Source organism: Klebsiella sp. GL120222-02 (genome assembly GCF_003097195.1).
GTDB lineage: Bacteria > Pseudomonadota > Gammaproteobacteria > Enterobacterales > Enterobacteriaceae > Klebsiella > Klebsiella variicola.
In genome coordinates, this window is the sequence record NZ_QEQO01000004.1 from 133,113 (window position 1) to 157,199 (window position 24,087).

A 24,087-nucleotide genomic window follows, 5' to 3' on the forward strand; every position below is an offset into this window, starting at 1 on the left:
GTTTAACCACGGGACTTCGGGTTCCGTGGTTTTTTATTTTTTGTGTTAAACGGCATTGAAAAACCACGATGGAAAGTAGTAACAAGCTTAAGCGCGGGCTAAGCACCCGGCATATCCGCTTTATGGCCCTGGGTTCCGCCATCGGCACCGGGCTTTTTTACGGCTCAGCCGACGCCATTAAGATGGCCGGACCCAGCGTGCTGTTGGCCTACATTATCGGTGGCGTCGCGGCATATATCATTATGCGGGCGCTCGGTGAGATGTCGGTGCATAACCCTGCCGCCAGCTCATTTTCCCGCTATGCCCAGGAAAACCTCGGCGGACTGGCGGGCTATATCACCGGCTGGACCTACTGCTTCGAAATCCTGATCGTCGCCATCGCCGACGTCACCGCCTTCGGTATCTACATGGGCGTCTGGTTCCCGACGGTACCGCACTGGATCTGGGTGCTCAGCGTGGTACTGATCATCTGCGCCGTCAACCTGATGAGCGTCAAGGTGTTTGGTGAGCTGGAGTTCTGGTTCTCGTTCTTCAAAGTGGCCACCATTATCATCATGATCCTCGCCGGGTTCGGCATTATTATCTGGGGGATCGGCAACGGCGGCCAGCCGACCGGCATTCATAACCTGTGGAGCAACGGCGGCTTCTTCAGCAACGGCTGGCTGGGGATGGTGATGTCGCTGCAGATGGTGATGTTCGCCTACGGCGGCATCGAAATCATCGGTATTACTGCCGGTGAGGCGAAAGACCCGGAGAAATCCATTCCGCGCGCGATCAACTCGGTGCCGATGCGTATTCTGGTGTTCTACGTGGGCACACTGTTCGTCATTATGTCCATCTATCCGTGGAATCAGGTGGGAACCGACGGCAGCCCCTTTGTCCTGACCTTCCAGCATCTGGGCATTACCTTCGCGGCCAGTATTCTTAACTTCGTGGTCCTGACAGCCTCCCTGTCGGCGATTAACTCCGACGTGTTCGGCGTAGGCCGTATGCTGCACGGCATGGCTGAGCAGGGCAGCGCGCCGAAGGTGTTCGCTAAAACATCGCGCCGCGGTATTCCGTGGGTGACGGTGATGGTGATGACTATTGCGCTGTTGTTTGCGGTGTATCTCAATTACATCATGCCGGAAAACGTCTTCCTGGTGATCGCCTCCCTGGCCACCTTCGCCACGGTGTGGGTGTGGATTATGATCCTGTTGTCACAGATTGCCTTCCGCCGCCGTCTGTCGCCCGAAGAGGTCAAGGCGCTGAAATTCAAAGTGCCCGGCGGAGTGGTGACCACGGTAGTCGGCCTGGTGTTCCTGGCCTTTATTATCGCCCTGATCGGCTATCATCCGGATACCCGCATCTCGCTGTATGTCGGTATGGCGTGGATCGGCCTGCTGCTGCTGGGCTGGGTCTTTAAGACCCGTCGCGATCGCCGCCTGGCGCAGGCACAGTAAATGCACCGCCCCGGTCAGCATCACGCGACCGGGGCGGCTTGCAGTCCCGCGTCCTCCCCCGTTATCCTCCCCCAAAAAATCCTGTGATGATGAGTTCTGCGCCTGACGGCTATGGCAAGGTGTGCCCATTCTGCACAATGAGGATTCACGATGTTGAAGGCATGGCACCTTCCGGTTGCACCCTTTATCAAGGTGCAACAGGACCGACTGTTTATTACCCTGTGGTTAAGCGGTGAGTCGCTGCCGCAGCGGATCACGCTGCGCGCGGAAGAGGATAACGAAGAGCTGTCGCTGCCGATGCAGCGGCTCCGTCAGGCGCCGCAGCCAGGCGTGGTGGCATGGCGCGGTGAAATCTCTCTCGCCAGCGGCCAGCCGCGCCGCCGCTACAGCTTTAAGCTGCTGTGGGCCGACCATCAGCGCTGGTTTACGCCACAAGGTTTCACCCGTTTCCCGCCGGCCAGGCTGGAACAGTTTGCCATTGACCTGCCGGACGCCGGCCCGCAGTGGGTGGCCGATCAGGTGTTCTATCAGATTTTCCCCGATCGCTTTGCCCGCAGCGCCGCGCGTGACGCCGACCAGGATGCGGTCTATTACCATCACGCGGCGGGACGGGAGATTGTGCGCAAGGCATGGGACGAACCGCTAACCGGTGAGGCGGGCGGGTCGACGTTCTACGGCGGCGATCTCGACGGCATCAGCGAAAAACTTCCCTACCTGAAGCAACTCGGCGTCACCGCCCTCTATCTGAACCCGGTTTTCGCCGCCCCCAGCGTGCATAAATACGATACCGAGGATTATCGGCGCGTCGATCCGCAGTTTGGCGGCGACGCGGCGCTGCTCCGGCTGCGCCACAACACCCAGCGGGCGGGGATGCGCATGATCCTCGACGGGGTGTTCAACCATACCGGCGATTCCCATCCCTGGTTCGACCGACACCAGCAGGGCAGCGGCGGCGCCGGCCATTACCCGGATTCTCCGTGGCGCGACTGGTTTACCTTCTCAGAGGAGGGGCAGGCGCACAACTGGCTGGGCTATGCCAGTCTGCCGAAGCTCGACTATCGCTCGACCAGCCTGGTCAACGAGATCTATGCCGGCGAGGACAGTATCGTACGCCACTGGCTGAAAGCGCCGTGGAGCATGGACGGCTGGCGTCTGGACGTGGTGCATATGCTGGGCGAAGGCGGCGGGGCGCGGAATAACCTGCAGCATATCGCCGGCATCACTCAGGCGGCAAAACAAACGCAGCCGGAAGCCTTTGTCTTTGGCGAACATTTTGGCGATGCGCGACAATGGCTGCAGGCGGATGCCGAAGATGCGGCGATGAACTATCGCGGCTTTACCTTCCCGATCTGGGGATTCCTCGCCAATACCGATATCTCTTACGATCCGCAGAAGATAGACGCCCAGACCTGCATGGCGTGGATGGATAATTATCGCGCCGGGCTGTCGCATCAGCAGCAGCTGAGGATGTTCAACCAGCTCGACAGCCATGATACGGCGCGCTTTAAATCTCTCCTTGGTAAAGACGTAGCGCGCCTGCCGCTGGCGGTGGTGTGGCTGTTTAGCTGGCCGGGCGTACCGTGCATCTACTACGGCGACGAGGTGGGCGTGGATGGCAACAACGATCCGTTCTGCCGCAAACCGTTCCCGTGGGATCCGGCGCTGCAGGATACCCAGTTGCTGGCGCTGTATCAGCGGATGGCGAAACTGCGTAAGGCCCAGCAGGCGCTGCGCTACGGCGGCTGTCAGGTGATTTACGCCGAGGATAACGTGGTGGTGTTTGTCCGGGTCTACAAACAGCAGCGCGTGCTGGTGGCGATTAACCGCGGGGAAGCCTGCGAGGTGGTTATCGAGGATTCGCCGCTGCTGAACGTGGCCGGGTGGACGCTGCTGGAAGGCGCCGGCGCCTTTCAGGACGGGGTGCTGACCCTCCCGGCCATCTCCGCCAGCGTCTGGTCCGGCCGTTAACGGTAGAGCTGGCTCAGCAGGTCGCCGCGGAGGAGCGCCTCCCGCCACCAGCGCTGAGCCAGCCCGTCATTCCCGCTGCGCCAGGCCATGTAGGTGATATCTTTTTCCCGCCAGCAGGCGACGCTTTTCTCCACCAGACTGCCTTTTTCCAGCCATGGGCGAGCGATATGGCGCGGCAGAAAGCCGCAGCCCAACCCGGCGCACAGCAGTTCGACTTTACTGGCGAAATCATCGACGCCGATTTGCGGCTGCTCGTCGAGGAGATTGCTGTTTAGCGGATGGCAATAACGGGCGCTGTCGCGGATCACGATGGCCCGATGTTGGCTGAGCTGTTTATTGGTCAGTGGCTCCTTCGCCTGAGCCAGCGGGTGGGCGGGGGCAACCACGAAAATATTATCCAGTGCGCCGAGGGTTTGCCATGACCACTCTGCAGAGGTCGGGGGCTCATTGATGGCGCCGAGGATAATATCCGCGCCATGGTGGGTCAGCTCTTCCCACGAACCGGCGAGGGTGTGATGACTGAAGTTCAGCCGCGTCTGCGGGTTTTGCGCATAAAATTCGGCGATCAGCGGTAGCAGGGCAGAAAAGGGAAACGAAGCATCGAGAGCGATCGCCAGCTCTCGCTCCCAGCCCGCGCTCAGCTGCTGCGCCTGCTTTTCCAGATCTCTGGCGGCGCTCAACAGCTGCCGTCCCTTCTCCAGCATCAGCCTACCGGTATCGGTAAACTTCGCCCGGTGGCCAGAGCGATCCAACAGCACAATATCCAGATCGCTCTCCAGCTTCTGGATCATATAGCTCAGGGCGGCGGGGGTTTTATACAGCGACTCCGCGGCGGTGGCGAAGGACCCGTGTCTGTCCAGGGCATCAAGGATCATGAGTACATCAAAATTCACACGCATGGGGGAGCTATCCATTAATTTATTTTCCCTTGTTGTACCTAAGCACAATAATCAATGCCAGTGAATAAATCAGAACAGTTTGGCGTAAAAATTTGATTAATGCGGATGCGAGCAAATCCTTGCTACGGGCAAAAAATAAACCACAAAAAAACTTTAATAACTTGTTAGAAATAACTGGCTATACTCACCATGCTTTATCAGTCAGGATCCACACGACGCATTAACCATCATGTCATCTTTTTAACTAATTGATTAAGAAGGTATTTAATGTCTATTCGTGAACTGCTCGATCCCACTAATTCCGCACTTATCTTTATTGACCACCAGCCGCAGATGTCATTTGGCGTGGCGAATATCGATCGCCAGACCCTGAAAAATAACACCGTGGCGCTGGCGAAAGCGGGCAAAATTTTTAATGTGCCGGTGATTTATACCTCCGTAGAGACCAAAAGCTTCAGCGGTTATATCTGGCCGGAATTATTGGCCGTGCATCCTGACGTCAAGCCGATTGAACGTACCTCGATGAACTCCTGGGAAGACGACGCGTTTGTGGCGGCGGTGAAAGCGACCGGCCGTAAAAAGCTGGTGATTTCCGCCCTGTGGACCGAAGTCTGCCTGACCTTCCCGGCTTTGATGGCGCTGGAGGCGGGCTACGAGGTCTATGTGGTGACGGATACCTCCGGCGGCACCTCTGTCGACGCCCATGAGCGGTCTATTGACCGGATGGTGCAGGCGGGGGCGGTACCGGTGACCTGGCAACAGGTGCTGCTGGAGTACCAGCGCGACTGGTCGCGCAAAGCGACCTACGATGCGGTGATGGACCTCGTACGCGAACACAGCGGCGCCTACGGGATGGGCGTGGATTACGCTTATACCATGGTGCATGGCGCGCCGGAGCGTAAAGCGTAAATCACTTCATCCTTCAGGCTGCCTGATCTTCGGCTGCGTTTACCCGTCCCCGGTCGCTGACTTATCTCCGCTCAGGGGGACGTGCCGGCTTGCCGCCTCGACGTAGCATGAATGATGTTGTGTATGGTCATCTGTGGCTAATGGCGGGAACAATCCCGCCATTCCCCTGAAGCAAGGAACTCTCTATGGCGCAGCAAAAATCGGTGACCCTGGTCATCAGCCATCTGCTCGATCCGCAACACGGCCAGCGCTACGAGGAGTGGCTCGGTAAAATTATGCCCATTGCGGCCGAGTTTCCCGGCCATCTCGGCGCGAATGTGATCCGGCCCGCCGCAGGGCAGAATCTGTGGAGCGTCATAATCCGCTTCGATACCCTGGAGCACCTCTACGCCTGGACGCAGTCGGAAACCCGTCGGCAGCTGGTGGCAGAGATTGCGCCGCTGCTGACGGAAGGCGATCGGACGGAGGTGCGGACCGAGCCGGCCTTCTGGTTTACCCCGCCGACGGCGAACGTGCGCCAGCCGCGGCGCTGGAAACAATTTCTGATCACCCTGCTGGTGATTTTTCCCAGCACCAACCTGGTGCCTGCGGTCACCGGTATGCTGTTGCCGTCGCTCAAAGGGAGCCTGCTGCTGCACCTGATCAATGATGCCTGCGTGGTTGCGCTGGTGGTCTGGTTCTGGATGCCCATCGTGACCCGCCTGTTTGCTGGCTGGTTAAAGAAAAACTGAGTCAGCCTCCTCAAGGAGTGCGTTATGTCGCAAACTGCCACACTGATTCTGACCCACGGTCAGATTCATACCCTCGATCGCGCGAATCCCCTGGCGGAAGCCGTGGCCATCGCCGACGGAAAAATTGTTGCTACCGGAAGCCACGATCGGATCATGAGCTTTGCCGCCGAGGGGACGCAAATCGTCGATCTCAAAGGGCATACGGTGATCCCGGGCCTCAACGATTCTCACCTGCACCTGATCCGCGGCGGGTTGAACTACAACCTTGAGCTCCGCTGGGAGGGCGTTCCCTCGCTGGCCGATGCCCTGCGAATGCTTAAGGATCAGGCGGATCGCACACCCTCTCCGCAGTGGGTGCGGGTGGTCGGCGGCTGGAGCGAATTTCAGTTCGCTGAGCGGCGGATGCCGACCCTGGAAGAGCTGAACGACGCGGCGCCCGATACGCCGGTGTTTGTGCTGCATCTCTACGATCGCGCGCTGCTGAACCGCGCGGCGCTGAAAGCCGTGGGGTATACCAAAGAGACGCCGGATCCGGTGGGCGGAGAGATCGTCCGCGATAGCCGCGGCAACCCGACCGGGATGCTGATCGCCAAACCGAACGCCATGATCCTTTACGCTACTCTGGCCAAAGGGCCGAAGCTGCCGCTGGATCTGCAGGTGAACTCTACCCGCCAGTTTATGCGCGAGCTGAACCGACTGGGGCTGACCAGCGCCATCGACGCCGGGGGCGGCTTCCAGAACTATCCGGAAGATTACGAAATTATCGAACAGCTGCACGCGAAAGATCAGATGACCGTGCGCATCGCCTACAACCTGTTTACCCAGCGGCCGAAGCAGGAGCTGGAGGACTTCGAACGCTGGACCGATATGCTGAAGCCGGGGCAGGGGACCGACTTCTATCGCGCCAACGGCGCCGGCGAGATGCTGGTGTTCTCGGCGGCGGATTTTGAAGATTTCCTGCAGCCGCGGCCGGATCTGCTGCAAGGCATGGAGGATGAGCTGGAGCGGGTGGTGCGCCATCTGGTGGAGCATCGCTGGCCGTTCCGCCTGCATGCCACCTACGACGAGTCTATCAGCCGGATGCTGGACGTGTTTGAGAAGGTGAACCGCGATATCCCGTTTAATGGCCTGCACTGGTTCTTCGATCATGCCGAGACCATTACCGAGCGTAACATTGAGCGGGTGAAGGCGCTGGGGGGCGGTATTGCGGTGCAGCACCGGATGGCCTTCCAGGGCGAATACTTTGTCGATCGCTATGGTAAAGAGGCGGTGAAACATACCCCGCCGGTAGCGAAAATGCTGGAACTGGACGTGCCGGTGGGGCTGGGCACCGATGCCACCCGCGTCGCCAGTTATAATCCGTGGACCGCACTGTACTGGCTGGTCTCCGGGCGCACCGTTGGCGGGATGGCGATGTACGACGACGACAACCGCCTGCCGCGCGATGTCGCGCTGGAGCTGTGGACGGCGGGCAGCGCCTGGTTCTCCAGCGAGCAGGGCAAGAAAGGCCGTCTGGCCGCCGGTCAGCTTGCCGATCTGGTGGTGCTGTCGAAAGACTACTTCAGCGTCGCGGAAGAGGAGATCAAAGGCATTGAGTCCGTGTTAACGGTGGTTGATGGTAAAGTGGTGTACGCTGCCGGTCACTTTTCGCCGCTGGCGCCGCCGCCCATTCCGGTGCTACCGGAGTGGTCACCGGTGGTGAAGGTCCCGGGCCATTACCGTTCCGCTCCGCCGGCGGCGGCTAAAATCGGCGCCATGGTGCAGATGCACCAGTGCTGCGGCAGCTGCGGCGTTCACGGCCACCAACATGATATTGCGCGCAGGTCGTCGATTCCGGTCTCCGATGAGCAAGCTTTCTGGGGCGTGCTGGGCTGCTCCTGCTTTGCCTTCTGATACCTTGACGCCTCCGCCCCGGCAGCTTCGGGGCGGAGGTTTCAGCCGCAGGCCCGGCGTCAATAGCGCTGCTGTGAGCCAAAAAGCGCCATGCGGCGGGCAATCATCTCACGTACCGGCTGCAGTCCCTGGGTGATGACTTTCCGCGGATCGTTCACATCGTGCCCGGTATCGGCGGCAAAGATCGCTTTCACCTGCTGGCACCAGGCGTACATGTTTTCGGTATTGACGTTAATCTTGGCGGTGCCGCAGGCAATCGCCCGGCGCATATCCTCATCGGCAATACCGGTGCCGCCATGCAGCACCAGCGGGACCTTCACGCGCTCGGCAATGGCTTTCATCTCAGTAAATCCCAGCCGGGCTTTACCTTTATACAGACCATGGGTGGAACCCAGCGCGGCGGCGAGGCAATCCACCTGCGTTTCTGTCACCAGGGTGTAGCACTCTTCAGGATCGGCGTAAATGACCTCGGAGTTAACGATACCATCTTCACTGCCGGCGATGGTCCCCAGTTCGGCTTCCACGGAGATGCCCTTGCTGTGCGCCAGCGCCACCAGGTGGCGGGTGATGGTCAGGTTTTCCCTGAACGGCAGATGTGAACCATCAAACATAATGGAACTGAAGCCGGCAGCGATCGCGGCTTCGCAGGCCTCCTGGGTAGTGCCGTGATCCAGATGCAGAGCCACCGGAATATCAATATGTAAATAATCTATGGCATTCACCACAATATCATGAATACATTTTAGCCCGAGCATATGCTTAACCGTGCCGCCGGACACGCCCAAAATAACCGGTGAGCGGCACTGCTGGGCGGTGCTTAATACGGCGCCGACCCATTCCAGATTATTAATGTTGAACTGACCGACGGCGTAACCGTTCTTTAGGGCATGCTGAAGCATGTCCTTCATCGACACTAACATAGTCACCTCTTGATATGTATTAAACGCAGTTATTCTTCAAAATATTGCTTTAAATTTCTCTCGTAGCTATTTAGCGAGTGGTGGACGACCGCCAGATCCGGCATCGATTCCCGTACACCTTTTTTCTCAATAGAAATAGCGGCGGTCAGGCTGGCAAATAAAATAATATTATCTATATGCCACGAATAATGGACGCCATAGGTAAAGGCACCGTGAAAAACATCCCCGGCGCCGGTGGTATCAACGGCATTGCACAGCCAGGACGGGACGATCTGCAGCATACCGCTCTTTAAGAAGGCGCAGCCTTTTTCGCCAAGGGTGATAAACGCCTCGCCGCGGCAAATTTTATTCAGTTCAATCAGGGCCGCTTTAATGTCTGCTTCGGTGCTCAGTGAACGATAGCTCATATAATCGCGGGCAAAATGTTCGCTTACGACAAAATAGTCAGTCCAGGCCGCCAGTTTAATATTGCTGGCACGCAGTGAACCCCCGTCCATCACGACTTTGGCGTGGGGCAGTTTCTTGATTAAATATTCACTGATTTCTGCCTCATGGCCGTCAATTAAAATGGTGACCGGCTCCTCGCTGGCAATCAGCCGCTCGGCGAGGTCGTCCAGTTTGAGCTTTTGATCGTAGGTCAGGGAAGGTGGCGTTTGCATCTTGCGGGTAATAATCGTCCGCGAACCCGTTAAGCGATTGACCAGCACTGAGGCCAGCGGAGTGATCATGTCATCGGAAAAAACCACCTGGCTGGTATCCACGCCCGCTTCGGCAAACTCATCGATAATGCGCTGACCGTAAAGGTCCTGATGCAGATGACCAATGTAATAGACTTCCTCACCCCATAATCCCAGCAGCCATGCCGCATTGGCCGCTGGGCCGCCGCCGCTTTCTATAAAATCATGACAAAAGTTTTTGGTATTCTCCTGAGGCCATTCATTGAGAAAGAAAAACTGATCGAAACAAGCAAATCCAATGGACAAAATAGCCATAACCACTCCTGATTATTGGTCAGCGGCGGGAAGCGTGACCTCCCCGCCGGGAAAAATGACGTCGCTTATTCATTTTTCTGCTTCGCCGTGAGCTCCTCATAGCTGAGCGTATCGCCAACCACCCGTACGTGACGGAAACAGAAAGGCGCCAGCAGCGCGACGAGCAGCACCAGACAAATCAGGTAGATAGTGACCTGGCCAAACTGGGTGAAGGCGTTACCGATAATGATGCCCCATACCGCGAAGTCGAAATCGGCGAAGGTGCTGTTTTCAAACCCGAGGTTGCCGAGCGCCGGCAGCAGCATCGCCGGCAGGAAGGCGAGGAAGATCCCCCCGATAAAGGAGGCGATGATACATCCGCGCTTGCCGCCCAGCTTGTCGGCGAAGACGCCGGACGTGCCGCCGCAGAAGAAGTGCGGCACCATGCCGGGAATAATCAGCGCCATGCCCAGCCCGCCGAGCAAGAGCATCCCGACCAGCCCGCCCACGAAGGAGCTGATGAATCCCACCACCACGGCGGTGGGGCTAAAGGTGAAGAATACCGCGCAGTCAACGGCCGGGATGGAGTCCGGGATCAGCTTCTGGCTGATGCCCTGGAATGCCGGCACCAGATCGCCGAGGATCAGCCGCACACCGTTGTACACAATGGCCACGCCAACGGCGAATTGCAGGCCGGTCAGCACCGAGAAGATCAGCATGTTTTGGTCGGTGATGGTGCTCAGGTATGCCGACCCGGCGACAGCGCTGCAGATAAAGTAGATAACAAACATCACGATACCGGTGGTGACGGTGGTATCGCGCAGAAAGCCCCACTTTTCTGAAATTTCGGTATCCGCGAAGGAATTTGCCGGATTGCCGGTCCGGCTGGCGATCCATGCCGAGAGGTAGTAGCCGAGGGAGCCGAAATGACCCATGGCGATCCCACCGTCTTCCGTGACCTGCTTGGTGTAACGCTGACCAATCGCGGGGGAGATGGCCGACCATGACCCCAGCAGGAATCCGCCGATCAGGATCAACATCCAGCCATGGAACTCCGCCGCCTGCAGGACAGCGGAAAACAGGCAGGCGAGGAAGAATGAGTGATGGCCGGTCAGAAAGATATATTTATACTTGGTACAGCGGGCGATAATCAGGTTGAAAATAAAGCCTAACAGCAAAATACTCATGGTTTCCACGCCCAGCATCTTCTGGGCGACGGAGACAATGGCTTCATTGTTTGGAATAACGCCGCGGATATTAAACCCGGCCTCGATAATACCGCCCAGCGGGTTGAGATTGGCAACGATAACGCCTGCGCCAGCGCTCAACATTAAATAGCCTAGAATCGGTTTTAATGTGCCGGTAAGGAGTTTGTTACCGGGGGAGCGCAGCGCCACTAAACCGACAAAAGCAATCAGCCCCATTAAAAAAGCAGGTTGACTGAATATTTCCGCTAAGAAACTAAGAATAGCCTGCATGGTCGTTCCCTCTATGTTAATTAAGAGTGATTCGCCGCAATTTTGGTCAGCGCGTCGGTAATATCCTCGGCGATTTTCGCTTTATGGACATAGCTGCGAATGATGGCGACATGACAGTGGGCTGGAAATTGATTTGCCAGTTCTTTGATCGTGACGTAAAGGTCGGCTTTTTCGCCGACGGCGTTAGCAAAATCGACCGAGGCGACGTCCGCTTTGATACCTAATTCTTCACAGATCTTTTTGACATTATTCGCAGCCATCAATGAACTGCCAATACCGTTACCACAAACTGTTCTGATAACTAACATAATGACTACTCCATTTGTTTTTGGATGAAATGTAAGACTGAATTCACGTCATTTTCCTGCTGAAGGAAGGTCACAATATCTGACTCGATCAGCGAGGCTATCAGTTGGATCATTTTGATATGACTGTCAGCGTCCGCGCCGGCGATAGCGATGATCACGGTAACCGGATCGAACTCATCGTGGCCGAAGGAGATTGGCGTGGCGGTGGTGACAAGCGAAAATCCGGTTTGCAATGCCCCTTTTTCCGGCCGGGCGTGCGGCATGGCAATCCCGTCGTCTATGACGATGGCAGCGCCGAAATCTTCATATACCGTCAGCATCTCGTTGACATATTCGGCGCTGCAAATCTGACGCCTGGCGAGTAATGAACCCGCCAGTTCGATGGCCTCTTCCGCACGGGAAATATTCTGCTTAAGGGCGATTAACGACGGGTCAAAAATAATTTCCATCCTCAGCTCCTGAACGTATTCCTGTTCCTGAGTAAAATCATGACTAAATACATTGATGAAAATGATGGATGAGATCACATCCGGGGTTTTAAATATTGATGGGGATCACATCGACGGCAAAGTACCGGCAGAAAACGATATAAATAATTTATGTATTTTTCAGTGGGTTATGAAGGCTTTGTATTTTGACGCTGAAATTTGACAGAGAAAAAGTGAGAGGTAGGGCGAATTTTTTCGGCAGAAGTGTATCTCTGGTCACAAATATCGGCGGGTCATTTTCTTAAATTTTGACACTGCTAACAAAAAAGGCCCGCCTGAGCGAGCCTTTTATTAAAACGCCTGCCGATTACAGGCTGGAGACGTTTTCGGTCAGGTATTTTGCTACGCCTTCCGGAGAAGCAGCCATACCTTCTTTTCCTTTTTCCCACTGCGCCGGGCAGACTTCGCCGTGCTCTTCGTGGAACTGCAGCGCGTCAACCATACGCAGCATTTCGTCGATGTTACGGCCCAGCGGCAGGTCGTTAACCACCTGGTGGCGTACCACGCCGTTAGCGTCGATCAGGAAAGAGCCGCGCAGCGCTACGCCTTCGTCCGGATGCTCGATACCGTAAGCTTTCTGGATTTCACGTTTGATGTCAGCAACCATCGCGTATTTAACCGGGCCGATACCGCCCTGGTCTACCGGGGTGTTACGCCATGCGTTGTGAACGAACTCGGAGTCGAAGGAAACGCCAACCACTTCCACGCCGCGTTTCTGGAATTCTTCGTAACGTTTGTCGAACGCGATCAGCTCAGACGGGCACACGAAAGTAAAGTCCATCGGCCAGAAGAACAGAACGGTAGGTTTACCGTTGGTGTGCTGTTTGAAATTGAATTTCTCAACGATCTCACCATTACCCAGCACAGCGGCTGCAGTAAAATCCGGCGCTTGACGAGTGACCAGAACCATTTGATTCTCCTGTAATTACTAAGGTTATTTGGAACGCAACGCGGGCAAGTATAGAGCCTGGCCGCTAATAACACAAAGAGGCGCTAACAATCGTTCAGCCAGCTTTTACCTATCAATCACGTGGCTATTACAGCTGTTTGTTTTCTGCCAGGCGCATCATTTGCGGATAAAAGCGCCAGAACTGCCCCTCCAGCTGGTCGTAGTGGGTATCCAGATCCTGCCAGGAATCGCGTAGGGCGTCGAGACGCGGACGGCGGCTGGCCATGCCGTTAAGCACGCGCTGAATAAAATCCATCTCCTGATAGCGCTCCAGCCAGCGCTCCGACCACAGGTACTGATTCAGATTGACGAAGCGTGGCGGCGAGTCGGGCAGGATGGGGACGATCTGCTGCTCGGCGTAGCGCACGAACTCGTCCAGCGGCAGGTCAGGGGAGAGCTGCGCCCAGTGCTGCGACAGGAAATGATCCCACATGACATCGAGGGTGATGGGGGCGACGCGACGGGTTTGCGGGCGAAACCACTCCCGCGCCTCTTTGACTTCCGCCAGGTTGTCAGTCATCACGTCAATCCGGCGATGCATATAGATGCCGTCGATGATCTCCGCCGGATAGTCGCCCTGCGGGTTGCCGCGCACAAAATCGGCCATCAGGTTGCCGGGCAGCGAGCTGTCGGCGAGATGGGCGAGGTGCAGGTGGGCGAGAAAATTCATAAAACGACATCCTTTAAATACGAGCGGGCAGGTGGAATCACCGATGTTGCGCTGAACGGCGCCTCGGTGTCCGCATGGCATGCTGCCTGGCTGCGCGCGGCACCTTTGCCACCGGTAAGGCATTCGGTTGCCGCATGGCGGCATTCGGAATGATTTGGAATATAGATTATGTCATTCATCCGGAGGGGTAAAGGTTGCAGGCGGAACGCCCCGGCACTAGACTACCCGCCTCTTTATTCAGTCTGAGTTACCGTCATGCGCGTTACCGATTTTGCTTTTGAACTACCCGAATCTCTGATCGCCCACTATCCGATGCCTGAGCGCAGCAGCTGCCGCCTGCTCTCCCTGGACGGGCCGACGGGCGCGCTGACGCATGGCACATTCACCGACATCCTCGATAAGCTCAATCCCGGCGATCTGCTGGTGTTTAACAACACCCGGGTGATCCCGGCGCGTCTGTTCGGCCGCAAGGCCAGCGGCGGCAAGATTGAAGTGCTGGTGGAGCGGATGCTGGATGATAAGCGCATCCTGGCCCATATTCGCGCCTCAAAAGCGCCGAAGCCGGGCGCCGAGCTGCTGCTGGGCGATGACGAGAGCATTAAGGCCACGATGCTGGCGCGTCATGGCGCGCTGTTTGAAGTGGAATTTAACGACGAGCGTCCGGTGCTGGAGATCCTCAACGGGATCGGCCATATGCCGCTGCCGCCCTACATTGACCGCCCGGACGAAGACGCTGATCGCGAACTCTATCAAACCGTCTACGGCACCAGGCCGGGCGCGGTAGCCGCCCCGACCGCCGGTCTGCACTTCGACGAACCGCTGCTGGACAAACTGCGCGCCAAAGGCGTTGAGATGGCGTTTGTCACCCTGCACGTGGGGGCGGGGACTTTCCAGCCGGTGCGCGTCGACAGCATTGAAGAGCACACCATGCACTCTGAATATGCGGAAGTGCCGCAGGAGGTGGTCGATGCGGTGCTGGCGGCGAAAGCGCGCGGCAACCGCGTGATTGCGGTAGGCACCACCTCGGTACGCTCGCTGGAGAGCGCGGCGCAGGCGGCGAAAGACGCCCTGATCGCGCCGTTCTTCGACGATACGCAGATTTTCATCTACCCGGGTTATCAGTACCAGGTGATCGATGCGCTGGTAACCAACTTCCATCTCCCTGAATCCACACTGATTATGCTGGTGTCGGCGTTTGCGGGTTATCAGCACACCATGAACGCCTATAAGGTGGCGGTGGAGCAGAAATATCGCTTTTTTAGCTACGGGGATGCGATGTTTATCACGTACAATCCGCAGGCTATTTCTGAGCGTCCCTGACAAGGCCGGCCCGCCGGCGTTTTGGACGCCATGACGCATTTTTTAGCCACGGAATCATTCCGTGGCGAGTATGAAAACGTCGGACTGTTTTTCTGACGCAGGAGCAAGCATGAAATTTGAACTGGATACCACCGACGGTCGCGCCCGCCGCGGTCGCCTGGTGTTTGAGCGCGGCGTGGTGGAAACACCGGCCTTTATGCCCGTTGGCACCTACGGCACCGTCAAAGGGATGACGCCGGAAGAAGTGGAAGCCACCGGCGCGCAGATTATTCTTGGCAACACCTTCCATCTGTGGCTGCGCCCAGGTCAGGAGATCATGAAGCTGCATGGCGATCTGCACGATTTTATGCAGTGGAAAGGACCGATCCTTACCGACTCCGGCGGCTTCCAGGTGTTCAGCCTTGGCGATATCCGTAAGATCACCGAGCAGGGCGTCCATTTCCGCAACCCGATCAACGGCGATCCTATTTTCCTCGATCCGGAAAAATCGATGGAGATTCAATACGATCTCGGTTCCGACATCGTGATGATCTTCGACGAATGTACGCCGTACCCGGCAGACTGGGATTACGCCAAGCGCTCGATGGAAATGTCTCTGCGCTGGGCCAAGCGCAGCCGTGACCGTTTCGATAGCCTTGGCAATAAAAATGCGCTGTTCGGCATCATTCAGGGCAGCGTTTACGAAGATTTACGTGATATCTCGGTGAAAGGTCTGGTAGAGATTGGCTTTGATGGCTACGCTGTCGGCGGTTTGGCGGTCGGTGAGCCGAAGGAAGACATGCACCGTATTCTGGAGCACGTCTGCCCGCAGATCCCGGCCGATAAACCACGATACCTGATGGGCGTCGGGAAGCCGGAAGATCTGGTGGAAGGGGTACGTCGCGGTATCGATATGTTCGACTGCGTCATGCCGACGCGCAACGCGCGTAACGGCCACCTGTTCGTCACCGACGGCGTGGTGAAAATCCGCAACGCGAAGCACAAAAGCGATACCGCACCGCTGGACGCCGAGTGTGATTGCTATACATGTCGCAATTATTCACGCGCTTACTTGCATCACCTCGACCGTTGCAACGAAATATTGGGCGCGCGTCTCAATACCATTCATAACCTGCGCTACTATCAGCGTTTAATGGCTGGTTTACGCAAGGCTATCGAAGAGGGTAAATTAGAGAGCTTCGTGACCGATTTTTACCAACGTCAGGGGCGCACCGTGCCTCCTTTGAACGTTGATTAATTTTAATAATGAGGGAATTTCAATGAGCTTTTTTATTTCTGATGCGGTAGCGGCAACGGGTGCACCGGCGCAGGGCAGCCCGATGTCTCTGATTCTGATGCTGGTGGTGTTCGGTCTGATTTTTTACTTCATGATCCTGCGTCCACAGCAGAAGCGCACCAAGGAACACAAGAACCTGATGAACTCCATCGCCAAAGGTGATGAAGTGCTGACCAACGGCGGTCTGGTCGGTCGCGTGACCAAAGTAGCGGAAACTGGCTACATTGCTATCGCGCTGAACGATACCACTGAAGTGGTTATCAAACGTGACTTCGTTGCTGCCGTTCTGCCGAAAGGCACCATGAAGGCGCTGTAATCTAACTTTTCCCAAAGGGAACTGCCGTGTTAAACCGTTATCCTTTGTGGAAGTACGTCATGCTGGTCGTCGTCATTGTCGTCGGCCTGATCTATGCGCTTCCCAACCTGTATGGTGAGGATCCGGCTGTTCAAATCACTGGCGCGCGCGGCGTCGCCGCCAGTGAGCAAACGCTGATCCAGGTCCAGAAAACTTTACAAGAAGAAAAAATAACCGCGAAGTCTGTGGCACTGGAAGAGGGCGCTATTCTTGCGCGCTTCGACACCACTGATACCCAGCTGCGTGCGCGTGAAGCGCTGCTTACCGTGCTGGGTGACAAATACGTCGTGGCGCTAAACCTTGCTCCGGCAACCCCACGCTGGCTGGCGGCACTCTATGCCGAGCCAATGAAGCTGGGTCTTGATCTGCGCGGCGGCGTGCACTTCCTGATGGAAGTCGACATGGACACCGCGTTAGGCAAGCTGCAGGAACAGAACATCGACAGCCTGCGCAGCGAACTGCGTGACAAAGGCATTCCTTACGCGACCGTGCGCAAGGAAGACAACTATGGTCTGAGCATCGTCTTCCGCGACAGCGCGGCGCGCGACCAGGCTATCTCTTATCTCAGCCCTCGCCATCGCGATCTGGTTATTTCCTCTCAGGGTGACAACAGCCTGAAAGCGGTGATGACCGATGAGCGCCTGAAAGAAGCCCGTGAGTACGCGGTTCAGCAGAACATTAACATTCTGCGTAACCGTGTGAACCAGCTGGGCGTCGCCGAACCGCTGGTTCAGCGTCAGGGTGCTGACCGCATCGTGGTTGAGCTGCCGGGTATCCAGGATACCGCGCGGGCGAAAGAGATCCTTGGCGCAACCGCGACCCTCGAGTTCCGTCTGGTCAATACCAACGTGGACCAGTCCGCCGCTGCCTCTGGCCGCGTGCCGGGCGACTCGGAAGTGAAAGAGACGCGTGAAGGCCAGCCGGTGGTGCTGTACAAGCGAGTGATCCTGACCGGTGACCATATCACCGACTCGACCTCCAGCATGGATGAGTACAACCAGCCGCAGGTCAACATCTCGCTGGACAGCGCGGGCGGTAATATCATGTCTAACTTCACCAAGGACAATATCGGTAAGCCGATGGCGACCCTGTTCGTGGAGTATAAAGACAGCGGTAAGAAAGACGCTAACGGTCGCGCTATCCTGGCGAAAGAGGAAGAGGTGATTAACATCGCCAACATCCAGTCGCGTCTGGGTAACAGCTTCCGTATCACCGGTATCAGCAACCCGAACGAAGCACGCCAGCTGTCGCTGCTGCTGCGTGCCGGTGCGCTGATTGCCCCGATTCAGATCGTCGAAGAGCGGACTATCGGCCCAACCCTTGGTATGCAGAACATCAAGCAGGGTCTGGAAGCCTGTCTGGCCGGCCTGGTGGTCTCTATCCTGTTCATGATCCTCTTCTATAAGAAGTTCGGTCTGATTGCGACCTCGGCGCTGATTGCCAACCTGGTGCTGATTGTCGGCATTATGTCCCTGATCCCGGGGGCGACGCTGACCATGCCGGGCATCGCGGGTATCGTGTTAACCCTTGCGGTGGCGGTCGATGCTAACGTTCTGATCAACGAGCGTATCAAAGAAGAGCTGAGCAACGGGCGTACCGTTCAGCAGGCGATTGACGAAGGTTATCGCGGCGCGTTCAGCTCGATCTTCGACGCCAACGTGACGACGCTTATCAAAGTGATCATCCTGTACGCGGTCGGTACCGGTGCCATTAAAGGGTTTGCGATTACCACCGGTATCGGTATCGCGACCTCAATGTTTACCGCTATCGTCGGCACCCGTGCCATCGTGAACCTGCTGTACGGCGGCAAGCGCGTTAAAAAGCTGTCTATCTGAGGAGTGCGTTGTGGCACAGGAATATACTGTTGAACAATTGAACCACGGCCGTAAAGTCTGGGACTTTATGCGCTGGGACTACTGGGCCTTCGGCATTTCAGGTTTTCTGCTGATTGTGTCGATCGCCATCATCGGCGTCCGCGGCTTTAACTGGGGGCTCGATTTCACCGGCGGTACGGTGATCGAGATTACCCTTGAGAAGCCGGTCGATCTGGACCAGATGCGCGACTCCCTGCAGAAAGCGGGCTTTGAAGAGCCGCAGGTGCAGAACTTTGGCAGCAGCCGCGACATCATGGTACGTATGCCGCCGGTGCATGACGCCAACGTCAGCCAGGAACTGGGCAGCAAGGTCGTGACGGTGATTAACGAATCGACCAGCCAGAATGCGGCGGTGAAGCGAATTGAGTTTGTCGGCCCGAGCGTCGGCGCGGACCTCGCGCAAACTGGCGCCCTGGCGCTGATTGCCGCGCTGGTCTGTATCCTGATCTACGTCGGCTTCCGCTTCGAATGGCGTCTGGCTGCCGGGGTGGTTATCGCCCTGGCGCACGATGTGGTGATCACCATGGGCGTACTGTCGCTGTTCCATATCGAGATCGACCTGACCATTGTGGCCTCGTTGATGTCGGTTATCGGCTACTCGCTGAACGACAGTATTGTGGTATCGGACCGTATCCGTGAAAACTTCCGTAAGATCCGCCGCGGTACGCCGTACGAGATCTTCAACGTGTCGTTGACCCAGACGCTGCACCGTACCTTGATCACCTCCGGGACCACCCTGATGGTGATCCTGATGCTGTTCCTGTTCGGCGGCCCGATTCTGGAAGGCTTCTCGCTGACCATGCTGATCGGTGTCTCCATCGGTACGGCTTCTTCTATCTACGTCGCCTCTGCGCTGGCGTTGAAACTGGGTATGAAGCGCGAGCATCTGCTGCAGCAGAAGGTCGAAAAAGAAGGGGCGGACCAGCCGTCTATTCTGCCGTAATCCGGTTCAGTTGAGATAAAGCCATCCCGGCCCAGGCGGCCGGGATTTTTTTGTCCGCGATAAAACCTGCTGACAGTATGCTGTCAGGAGCCCTCCCATACACTCCTTCTGAACTCACTAACGAGCAGGAGGAAGTATGAATAACGTGATTAACTGGTTTGAAATTCCGGTCGCCGATATGGATCGCGCCGTCGCGTTTTATGAGCCGGTGATGCAGGTGACGCTGCGTCGCGAAACCATGGACTGCGCCGAGCTGGCGGTGTTCCCGCATCAGGATCCGGCCCCCGGCGGCGCGTTGGCCAAATTTGAGGGTATCGCCCCTTCAGCGCAGGGCGCTATTATTTACCTGCATACAGACCATCTTGCCGCCACCCTGGACCGCATTGCCTCGGCGGGTGGGGCGTGTGTTTTCGGGCCGCTGACGCTGCCGAATGATATTGGCACCATCGCGCTGTTTACTGACAGCGAGGGCAACCGCGTCGGCCTGCACCAGCCGGCTTAACCTAAACGTTTTGTGAAGTGAGACATGACCCGACGCGCCGACCGTTTATTTCAGATTGTGCAGATCCTGCGCGGCAGGCGGCTCACTACCGCCGCGCTGCTGGCGGAGCGGTTGGGCGTGTCGGAGCGCACCGTGTATCGCGATATTCGCGATCTCTCCCTCTCCGGCGTGCCGGTGGAGGGCGAGGCGGGGAGTGGTTATCGCCTGCTGGCGGGCTACGATCTGCCGCCGCTGATGCTGACCACCAAAGAATCCGAAGCGCTGATCGCCGCGATTCGGTTGCTGAAAACCTGGGGCGGTGAGGCGCTGTCGCAATCGCTGGAATCCGCCAGGAGAAGATGCTGGCGATCCTGCCGGAGGCGCGCCGGCGCCAGGCGGAGCAGACCCGTCTGTTTGCCCCCGATCTCGGCGCCCATCGCTATGCCAAAACCTATTTTGACGTCATTCATCAGGCGGTCTCCGGCCAGCAGGTGCTGCAGTTGCGCTATCAGGATGAGTCTGGCCGGGTAACCGAGCGCGACGTGCTGCCGCTGGGGCTGTTTTTCTGGGGGGAGCGCTGGCTGCTGGTGGCCTGGTGCGAGCTGCGTAATGATTATCGTAACTTTCGCCTCGACCGTTGTCTGGCGGTCAGGGCGTCCGAGCGTCGATTCAGCGAGTGTGCCGATCGCTCGTTAAGCGATTTTCTGCGCAAAGTGCGGTGCGACGTGTGGGAGAAATAAAAACGCCCGGCTGGCCCGGGCGCTGTCTTGCTGTATCCGCAATTAGAAGTTGTAACCGACCACGAAGTAACCACCCCAGCCGGTCGAGCGGACACTGAAATCGCCATCGCCGAAGTTCAGCTTGGCATCGTCAGCCCACTGGCCGCCGTTATGGAAGTAACGGGCCACCACCGAGTAGTGCCAGTGCGCGTAGTTCAGCGCCAGGATGTGGCTGGAGGCGATGGAGTTGCTGGTGCGCGCGTGCTTCCCGTTCAGATCGTAGAAGTTGTCATCGCCGAGGTCAGAACCCCAGTCGAAGTTGGTGAAACCGATGTAGCTCAGCGAGCCGCCCCACAGGTCGGTCAGCGGCACGAAGTATTTCACTTTGAAGCGGTAGCCGTCCCACTCGTTTTCGTTGGACGCGCCGTAGTTCTGCCACTGGTATTTGGCGTAGACGTTCAGTGACAGGCTCATCGGCAGGCCGGTATCGATATCGGTACCCAGACCCATATACCAGGTGCTCTGCTCCTGAGAGTCGTTACGGCCCATATCGTAGATATAGTTGTTCGCGAAGTACCACTCTTTGAACGGCCCGAAGCTCAGATCGGTATTGGTCAGCTTATCGATAGAGAAACGCGGTTCGATCTCCATAAACAGCGGCGAGCCGTTGTTCCAGATACCTTTTGCCGTGCTGTTGCCGCCGAAGAATACCGGGGCATCGATATAGCCGTAGAAATCAAACCAGTCTTTTTTGGCGAACGCTTCATATTCAAGGTAGGTATCGTTACGGATCTGCGGTCCAAAACGGGTGTGGTAGCTGCCCACCACGTTAACACTCTGGTGCCACCAGTCAGACAGGTACTGCGGTTTATCGTTTTCTGCCGCGCCCGCAGTAAAAGAAGTGGAGAGCGCCACAACCGCACCCGCTGCCAGTAATGTTTTTTTCATAGTAATGCCACTGTTTAAATTGAGCCTGAAGGCGTTAAAAGAAGTGCCGAAGCGTTTCTAAATATTTCGTCTTTCTGTGGGGGTCTATTATAGGAATCATTGCTCACAAAAATACGTGTTGTTTCACATAACCAGAACATGCGTAATCGATTGCGTTCACGATTCTATGCATTTCTTGACAAAATGCTACTGAAAATCGCCATACAGAACGATTTCTAATGAACTCTTGTGAAAAGTTGTAAGTGGATAAGAAAGACGGAGCTGGAGGTAGCCGGGCGGGGCAGGGCCCGGCGTGAAGATTTACTGTGCGGCGGCGGGCTGGATATCGTGGACGCGAATAAACCCGACTTTGTCGGGCGTCACGTTCAGACGCAACGGGATATCCACATCGCTGGGGGCGAGGATGCTGGCCGGGGCGCTAATCAGCTGATCCTGAACATTGACTTCCTGATAGCTGTGGGTGGTGCCGGTGATCTGCCCGGAGGCGACGGTGGCGGTAAAGGCCGGCAGCGGATCGTTGGATTCACCCTGAATGCGTAAAGTCAGGCGTGACCCGTCGCCGTCCGGCGTAATGCTGCCCACCGACATGCGCAGGGTGCCGATCTGGCTCTCCAGCCGCGCCGGGGTTTTGGCCTCCCGCAGCAGATAGACGCCGCGGGTGGATTTGGCGTTCAGCGCGTTTTGTTGGGTGATTTTGATCGTTTGCTGATTGAGCTGGGTCATCTCCTGGCTCAGGGTACTCACGCTCTGGTGCATCTGGCGGATTTCGCTTTGCTGGGCGCAGGCGGTCAGGGTAAACAGGCTGCCCGCGATGGCGAGTTTCAGGTAACGTCTTGTCATGGTCAGGATTCCGTTTGCAGAGGATGCTTAATGGTAGCCAAACCGCCTGCCTCTCTCATAGATCCTTTGTCTCAAAAGCTCTTTCTTTGTAGTCAGGTCACTTCGCGGTAAACTACCCTTCAGTTTAACTACCTGTCAGGACGCGCTATGCATTGCCCTTTCTGTTTCGCCGTGGATACCAAAGTGATCGACTCTCGTCTGGTGGGGGAAGGCTCTTCCGTGCGTCGCCGTCGGCAGTGCCTGGTCTGTAATGAACGCTTTACCACCTTCGAAGTGGCGGAGCTGGTGATGCCCCGGGTGGTGAAGAGTAACGATGTGCGTGAACCCTTCAACGAAGACAAGCTGCGCAGCGGGATGCTGAAAGCGCTGGAGAAACGTCCGGTTAGCGCCGATGACGTGGAAATGGCGGTCAACCATATCAAAACCCATCTGCGCGGCACCGGCGAGCGCGAAGTGGCCAGCAAAATGATTGGCAATCTGGTGATGGAACAGCTGAAAAAGCTGGATAAAGTCGCCTATATTCGCTTTGCGTCGGTCTATCGCAGCTTTGAAGACATCAAAGAATTCGGCGAAGAGATCGCCCGCTTACAGGACTAAGCCATGCAGGACGAAATGTACATGGCGCGAGCGCTGAAGCTTGCCGCGCGCGGACGCTTTACCACCCATCCTAACCCTAACGTTGGCTGCGTCATTGTGAAAGACGGCGAGATCGTCGGCGAGGGCTTTCACTATCGCGCCGGTGAGCCGCACGCCGAAGTGCACGCGCTCCGCATGGCCGGCGAAAAGGCGCAGGGCGCCACCGCCTACGTCACCCTTGAGCCCTGCAGCCACCATGGCCGTACGCCGCCGTGCTGCGATGCGCTGATCGCCGCCGGCGTTAGCCGCGTGGTCGCTGCGATGCAAGACCCAAACCCGCAGGTGGCGGGGCGCGGTCTGTATCGTCTGCAGCAGGCCGGTATTGACGTCAGCCACGGGCTGATGATGAACGAAGCGGAAGCGCTGAATAAGGGCTTCCTGAAGCGGATGCGCACCGGTTTTCCCTGGGTGCAGCTGAAGCTGGGCGCCTCGCTGGACGGCCGCACGGCGATGGCCAGCGGTGAAAGCCAGTGGATCACCTCCCCGCAGGCGCGACGCGACGTGCAGCGTCTGCGCGCCCAAAGTCATGCCATCCTCACCAGCAGCGCCACCGTGCTGGCGGACGATCCTGCGCTGACCGTGCGCTGGCAGGAGCTGAGCGCGGATACTCAGGCGCTGTATCCCGAAGAGAATTTGCGCCAACCGCTGCGCGTCGTCATCGACAGTCAGAACCGCGTCACGCCTGAGCACCGTATTGTGCAGCAGGCAGGAGAAACGCTGTTTGCCCGCCTGCGTGCGGATGAGCGCCAGTGGCCGGAAAGCGTTCGTACGCTGCTGGTGCCGGAACATAACGGCCATCTCGATCTGGTGTTGCTGATGATGCTGCTTGGCAAACAGCAGGTGAACAGCGTCTGGGTGGAGGCGGGAGCGACGCTTGCCGGGGCGCTGCTGCAGGCTGGCCTTGTCGACGAGCTTATCGTCTATATTGCGCCTAAACTGTTAGGCAATGCGGCGCGTGGATTATGCGCGCTGCCGGGGCTTGAAGAACTGAGCCAGGCACCCCATTTCAAATTCAATGAGATACGTCAGGTTGGCCCGGATGTCTGCCTGCATTTAACCACTGCGTGAG

At 57.2% G+C, this 24,087-nt stretch carries 25 protein-coding genes and 1 pseudogene; 16 read left to right on the forward strand and 10 right to left on the reverse strand.

The genetic code is table 11. From position 1 onward, the window contains the following. Positions 1–68 precede the first annotated feature (68 nt). Together proY and malZ are read left to right on the forward strand one after the other, a co-directional pair. Complete coding sequence (proY, locus tag N438_RS14515) at positions 69–1,442, forward strand: proline-specific permease ProY (protein WP_008805358.1); 1,374 nt, start codon at positions 69–71, stop codon at positions 1,440–1,442. A 150-nt stretch (positions 1,443–1,592) separates the two neighbouring features. Further along, on the forward strand, positions 1,593–3,410 hold the full coding sequence (malZ, locus tag N438_RS14520) for a maltodextrin glucosidase (RefSeq protein WP_008805359.1): 1,818 nt from the start codon (positions 1,593–1,595) through the stop codon (positions 3,408–3,410). Here malZ and N438_RS14525 read toward each other — a convergent pair. Beyond that, positions 3,407–4,309, reverse strand: a complete 903-nt coding sequence (locus tag N438_RS14525; protein WP_012968843.1) for a LysR substrate-binding domain-containing protein — start codon at positions 4,307–4,309, stop codon at positions 3,407–3,409. The genes malZ and N438_RS14525 overlap by 4 nt on opposite strands. A gap of 267 nt (positions 4,310–4,576) precedes the next feature. On the opposite strand from N438_RS14525, the gene N438_RS14530 reads away from it, so the two are divergent. The 3 genes from N438_RS14530 (at position 4,577) to N438_RS14540 (ending at position 7,842) form a co-directional block, all read left to right on the forward strand. Beyond that, complete coding sequence (locus N438_RS14530; RefSeq protein WP_002890357.1) at positions 4,577–5,218, forward strand: hydrolase; 642 nt, start codon at positions 4,577–4,579, stop codon at positions 5,216–5,218. A gap of 185 nt (positions 5,219–5,403) precedes the next feature. Continuing rightward, on the forward strand, positions 5,404–5,949 hold the full coding sequence (locus tag N438_RS14535; protein ID WP_008805362.1) for an antibiotic biosynthesis monooxygenase: 546 nt from the start codon (positions 5,404–5,406) through the stop codon (positions 5,947–5,949). A 24-nt stretch (positions 5,950–5,973) separates the two neighbouring features. After that, positions 5,974–7,842, forward strand: coding sequence for an amidohydrolase (locus N438_RS14540; RefSeq protein ID WP_060619481.1), 1,869 nt, complete (start codon positions 5,974–5,976; stop codon positions 7,840–7,842). Positions 7,843–7,901: 59 nt separating this feature from the next. Here N438_RS14540 and fba read toward each other — a convergent pair whose 3' ends face one another. The 5 genes from fba to N438_RS14565 form a co-directional block, all read right to left on the reverse strand. Next, positions 7,902–8,756, reverse strand: coding sequence for a class II fructose-1,6-bisphosphate aldolase (gene fba / locus N438_RS14545; protein WP_162493339.1), 855 nt, complete (start codon positions 8,754–8,756; stop codon positions 7,902–7,904). A gap of 35 nt (positions 8,757–8,791) precedes the next feature. After that, entirely contained in the window at positions 8,792–9,754 is a 963-nt protein-coding gene (locus N438_RS14550; RefSeq protein WP_008805365.1) for a PfkB family carbohydrate kinase, read from the reverse strand. A 65-nt stretch (positions 9,755–9,819) separates the two neighbouring features. Then, on the reverse strand, positions 9,820–11,211 hold the full coding sequence (locus N438_RS14555; protein WP_012968840.1) for a PTS ascorbate transporter subunit IIC: 1,392 nt from the start codon (positions 11,209–11,211) through the stop codon (positions 9,820–9,822). A 20-nt stretch (positions 11,212–11,231) separates the two neighbouring features. Beyond that, positions 11,232–11,519, reverse strand: coding sequence for a PTS sugar transporter subunit IIB (locus tag N438_RS14560; protein WP_012968839.1), 288 nt, complete (start codon positions 11,517–11,519; stop codon positions 11,232–11,234). A gap of 5 nt (positions 11,520–11,524) precedes the next feature. Further along, positions 11,525–11,968, reverse strand: coding sequence for a PTS sugar transporter subunit IIA (locus N438_RS14565; protein ID WP_012542703.1), 444 nt, complete (start codon positions 11,966–11,968; stop codon positions 11,525–11,527). A gap of 55 nt (positions 11,969–12,023) precedes the next feature. Between N438_RS14565 and N438_RS28080 the strand changes: the two genes are divergently transcribed. Next, the gene (locus N438_RS28080) at positions 12,024–12,170 is read left to right on the forward strand and encodes a hypothetical protein (protein WP_012542702.1); all 147 of its coding nucleotides are present in this window, start codon (positions 12,024–12,026) and stop codon (positions 12,168–12,170) included. Between the two features lie 144 nt (positions 12,171–12,314). Here N438_RS28080 and N438_RS14570 read toward each other — a convergent pair whose 3' ends face one another. Together N438_RS14570 and acpH are read right to left on the reverse strand one after the other, a co-directional pair. Beyond that, positions 12,315–12,917: a peroxiredoxin gene (locus tag N438_RS14570; protein WP_004178733.1), complete on the reverse strand. Its 603-nt coding sequence runs from the start codon at positions 12,915–12,917 to the stop codon at positions 12,315–12,317. Positions 12,918–13,044: 127 nt separating this feature from the next. Further along, positions 13,045–13,626, reverse strand: coding sequence for an ACP phosphodiesterase (gene acpH / locus N438_RS14575; RefSeq protein WP_008805369.1), 582 nt, complete (start codon positions 13,624–13,626; stop codon positions 13,045–13,047). Between the two features lie 74 nt (positions 13,627–13,700). Here acpH and N438_RS28085 point away from each other — a divergent pair, with 74 nt between their 5' ends. The 8 genes and pseudogenes from N438_RS28085 (at position 13,701) to N438_RS14610 (ending at position 20,615) form a co-directional block, all read left to right on the forward strand. After that, positions 13,701–13,817 (forward strand): hypothetical protein, encoded by a 117-nt coding sequence (locus tag N438_RS28085; protein ID WP_004218831.1) that lies wholly within the window; start codon positions 13,701–13,703, stop codon positions 13,815–13,817. Positions 13,818–13,881: 64 nt separating this feature from the next. Then, complete coding sequence (gene queA / locus N438_RS14580) at positions 13,882–14,946, forward strand: tRNA preQ1(34) S-adenosylmethionine ribosyltransferase-isomerase QueA (protein WP_002890390.1); 1,065 nt, start codon at positions 13,882–13,884, stop codon at positions 14,944–14,946. A 109-nt stretch (positions 14,947–15,055) separates the two neighbouring features. Continuing rightward, a complete protein-coding gene (tgt, locus tag N438_RS14585) occupies positions 15,056–16,183 on the forward strand; it encodes a tRNA guanosine(34) transglycosylase Tgt (protein WP_002890395.1) in 1,128 nt (375 codons plus the stop codon). 22 nt (positions 16,184–16,205) lie between these two features. Then, complete coding sequence (gene yajC, locus N438_RS14590; protein ID WP_002890398.1) at positions 16,206–16,538, forward strand: preprotein translocase subunit YajC; 333 nt, start codon at positions 16,206–16,208, stop codon at positions 16,536–16,538. Between the two features lie 26 nt (positions 16,539–16,564). Next, positions 16,565–18,412, forward strand: coding sequence for a protein translocase subunit SecD (secD, locus tag N438_RS14595; RefSeq protein ID WP_008805370.1), 1,848 nt, complete (start codon positions 16,565–16,567; stop codon positions 18,410–18,412). Positions 18,413–18,422: 10 nt separating this feature from the next. Further along, the gene (gene secF / locus N438_RS14600; protein ID WP_008805371.1) at positions 18,423–19,394 is read left to right on the forward strand and encodes a protein translocase subunit SecF; all 972 of its coding nucleotides are present in this window, start codon (positions 18,423–18,425) and stop codon (positions 19,392–19,394) included. Positions 19,395–19,530: 136 nt separating this feature from the next. Further along, complete coding sequence (locus tag N438_RS14605; RefSeq protein ID WP_012968837.1) at positions 19,531–19,896, forward strand: VOC family protein; 366 nt, start codon at positions 19,531–19,533, stop codon at positions 19,894–19,896. Positions 19,897–19,920: 24 nt separating this feature from the next. Further along, positions 19,921–20,615: pseudogene (locus tag N438_RS14610) on the forward strand (YafY family protein). Positions 20,616–20,657: 42 nt separating this feature from the next. Here N438_RS14610 and N438_RS14615 read toward each other — a convergent pair. Further along, positions 20,658–21,542, reverse strand: coding sequence for a nucleoside-specific channel-forming protein Tsx (locus N438_RS14615; RefSeq protein WP_004204836.1), 885 nt, complete (start codon positions 21,540–21,542; stop codon positions 20,658–20,660). 300 nt (positions 21,543–21,842) lie between these two features. Further along, entirely contained in the window at positions 21,843–22,382 is a 540-nt protein-coding gene (locus N438_RS14620; RefSeq protein WP_116696350.1) for a DUF3251 domain-containing protein, read from the reverse strand. 147 nt (positions 22,383–22,529) lie between these two features. On the opposite strand from N438_RS14620, the gene nrdR reads away from it, so the two are divergent. After that, positions 22,530–22,979: a transcriptional regulator NrdR gene (gene nrdR, locus N438_RS14625; RefSeq protein WP_002890417.1), complete on the forward strand. Its 450-nt coding sequence runs from the start codon at positions 22,530–22,532 to the stop codon at positions 22,977–22,979. Positions 22,980–22,982: 3 nt separating this feature from the next. Continuing rightward, positions 22,983–24,086: a bifunctional diaminohydroxyphosphoribosylaminopyrimidine deaminase/5-amino-6-(5-phosphoribosylamino)uracil reductase RibD gene (gene ribD / locus N438_RS14630; protein WP_016160372.1), complete on the forward strand. Its 1,104-nt coding sequence runs from the start codon at positions 22,983–22,985 to the stop codon at positions 24,084–24,086. Position 24,087 lies beyond the last annotated feature (1 nt).

Excerpts from the sequence above, each read along its gene's own strand:
- ribD (WP_016160372.1), top strand. The coding sequence starts at position 22,983 with ATGCAGGACGAAATGTACATGGCGCGAGCGCTGAAGCTTGCCGCGCGC.
- yajC (WP_002890398.1), top strand. The coding sequence starts at position 16,206 with ATGAGCTTTTTTATTTCTGATGCGGTAGCGGCAACGGGTGCACCGGCG.
- N438_RS28080 (WP_012542702.1), top strand. The coding sequence starts at position 12,024 with ATGAAAATGATGGATGAGATCACATCCGGGGTTTTAAATATTGATGGG.
- N438_RS14540 (WP_060619481.1), top strand. The coding sequence starts at position 5,974 with ATGTCGCAAACTGCCACACTGATTCTGACCCACGGTCAGATTCATACC.
- N438_RS14620 (WP_116696350.1), bottom strand. The coding sequence starts at position 22,382 with ATGACAAGACGTTACCTGAAACTCGCCATCGCGGGCAGCCTGTTTACC.
- N438_RS14615 (WP_004204836.1), bottom strand. The coding sequence starts at position 21,542 with ATGAAAAAAACATTACTGGCAGCGGGTGCGGTTGTGGCGCTCTCCACT.
- N438_RS14535 (WP_008805362.1), top strand. The coding sequence starts at position 5,404 with ATGGCGCAGCAAAAATCGGTGACCCTGGTCATCAGCCATCTGCTCGAT.
- malZ (WP_008805359.1), top strand. The coding sequence starts at position 1,593 with ATGTTGAAGGCATGGCACCTTCCGGTTGCACCCTTTATCAAGGTGCAA.
- acpH (WP_008805369.1), bottom strand. The coding sequence starts at position 13,626 with ATGAATTTTCTCGCCCACCTGCACCTCGCCCATCTCGCCGACAGCTCG.
- N438_RS14565 (WP_012542703.1), bottom strand. The coding sequence starts at position 11,968 with ATGGAAATTATTTTTGACCCGTCGTTAATCGCCCTTAAGCAGAATATT.
- N438_RS14550 (WP_008805365.1), bottom strand. The coding sequence starts at position 9,754 with ATGGCTATTTTGTCCATTGGATTTGCTTGTTTCGATCAGTTTTTCTTT.
- N438_RS28085 (WP_004218831.1), top strand. The coding sequence starts at position 13,701 with ATGGCATGCTGCCTGGCTGCGCGCGGCACCTTTGCCACCGGTAAGGCA.
- N438_RS14605 (WP_012968837.1), top strand. The coding sequence starts at position 19,531 with ATGAATAACGTGATTAACTGGTTTGAAATTCCGGTCGCCGATATGGAT.
- proY (WP_008805358.1), top strand. The coding sequence starts at position 69 with ATGGAAAGTAGTAACAAGCTTAAGCGCGGGCTAAGCACCCGGCATATC.
- N438_RS14570 (WP_004178733.1), bottom strand. The coding sequence starts at position 12,917 with ATGGTTCTGGTCACTCGTCAAGCGCCGGATTTTACTGCAGCCGCTGTG.
- N438_RS14560 (WP_012968839.1), bottom strand. The coding sequence starts at position 11,519 with ATGTTAGTTATCAGAACAGTTTGTGGTAACGGTATTGGCAGTTCATTG.
- N438_RS14555 (WP_012968840.1), bottom strand. The coding sequence starts at position 11,211 with ATGCAGGCTATTCTTAGTTTCTTAGCGGAAATATTCAGTCAACCTGCT.
- tgt (WP_002890395.1), top strand. The coding sequence starts at position 15,056 with ATGAAATTTGAACTGGATACCACCGACGGTCGCGCCCGCCGCGGTCGC.
- nrdR (WP_002890417.1), top strand. The coding sequence starts at position 22,530 with ATGCATTGCCCTTTCTGTTTCGCCGTGGATACCAAAGTGATCGACTCT.
- queA (WP_002890390.1), top strand. The coding sequence starts at position 13,882 with ATGCGCGTTACCGATTTTGCTTTTGAACTACCCGAATCTCTGATCGCC.
- N438_RS14525 (WP_012968843.1), bottom strand. The coding sequence starts at position 4,309 with ATGCGTGTGAATTTTGATGTACTCATGATCCTTGATGCCCTGGACAGA.
- N438_RS14530 (WP_002890357.1), top strand. The coding sequence starts at position 4,577 with ATGTCTATTCGTGAACTGCTCGATCCCACTAATTCCGCACTTATCTTT.